The organism is Pantoea sp. USMM079 (assembly GCF_037153115.1).
GTDB lineage: Bacteria > Pseudomonadota > Gammaproteobacteria > Enterobacterales > Enterobacteriaceae > Pantoea > Pantoea communis.
In genome coordinates this window covers 1-221 of sequence record NZ_JBBCKX010000104.1, presented here as the reverse complement: position 1 = coordinate 221, position 221 = coordinate 1, and the positions used below count along the sequence as shown (strand labels likewise).

Here is a 221-nt window from a genome sequence, read left to right as displayed (position 1 = left end):
CATCGCATCCGTCATCGACGTCAGGAACCGCCACGTCCGGCCTTTTATTTCCCGGCTTATCATCCTCATCTCTGTGTGCGCCGCCAGATGCGGCCATTTCTTCCGTGAATGTTAGGCCAGTATCCCTTCAGCGTTGAGGCCATTCTTATCATCTGATATCTCACCAGATTGTAGGCCAGCAGCACGCCCCACAACTCCTGCCTTATCATCTCCGGCTTCCT

1 pseudogene is annotated in these 221 nt (G+C 54.3%); it reads right to left on the bottom strand.

The features are described from left to right. Positions 1 to 110 precede the first annotated feature (110 nt). Positions 111 to 221 (bottom strand): annotated as a pseudogene (locus tag WFP70_RS26720) (hypothetical protein); the annotation flags it as partial.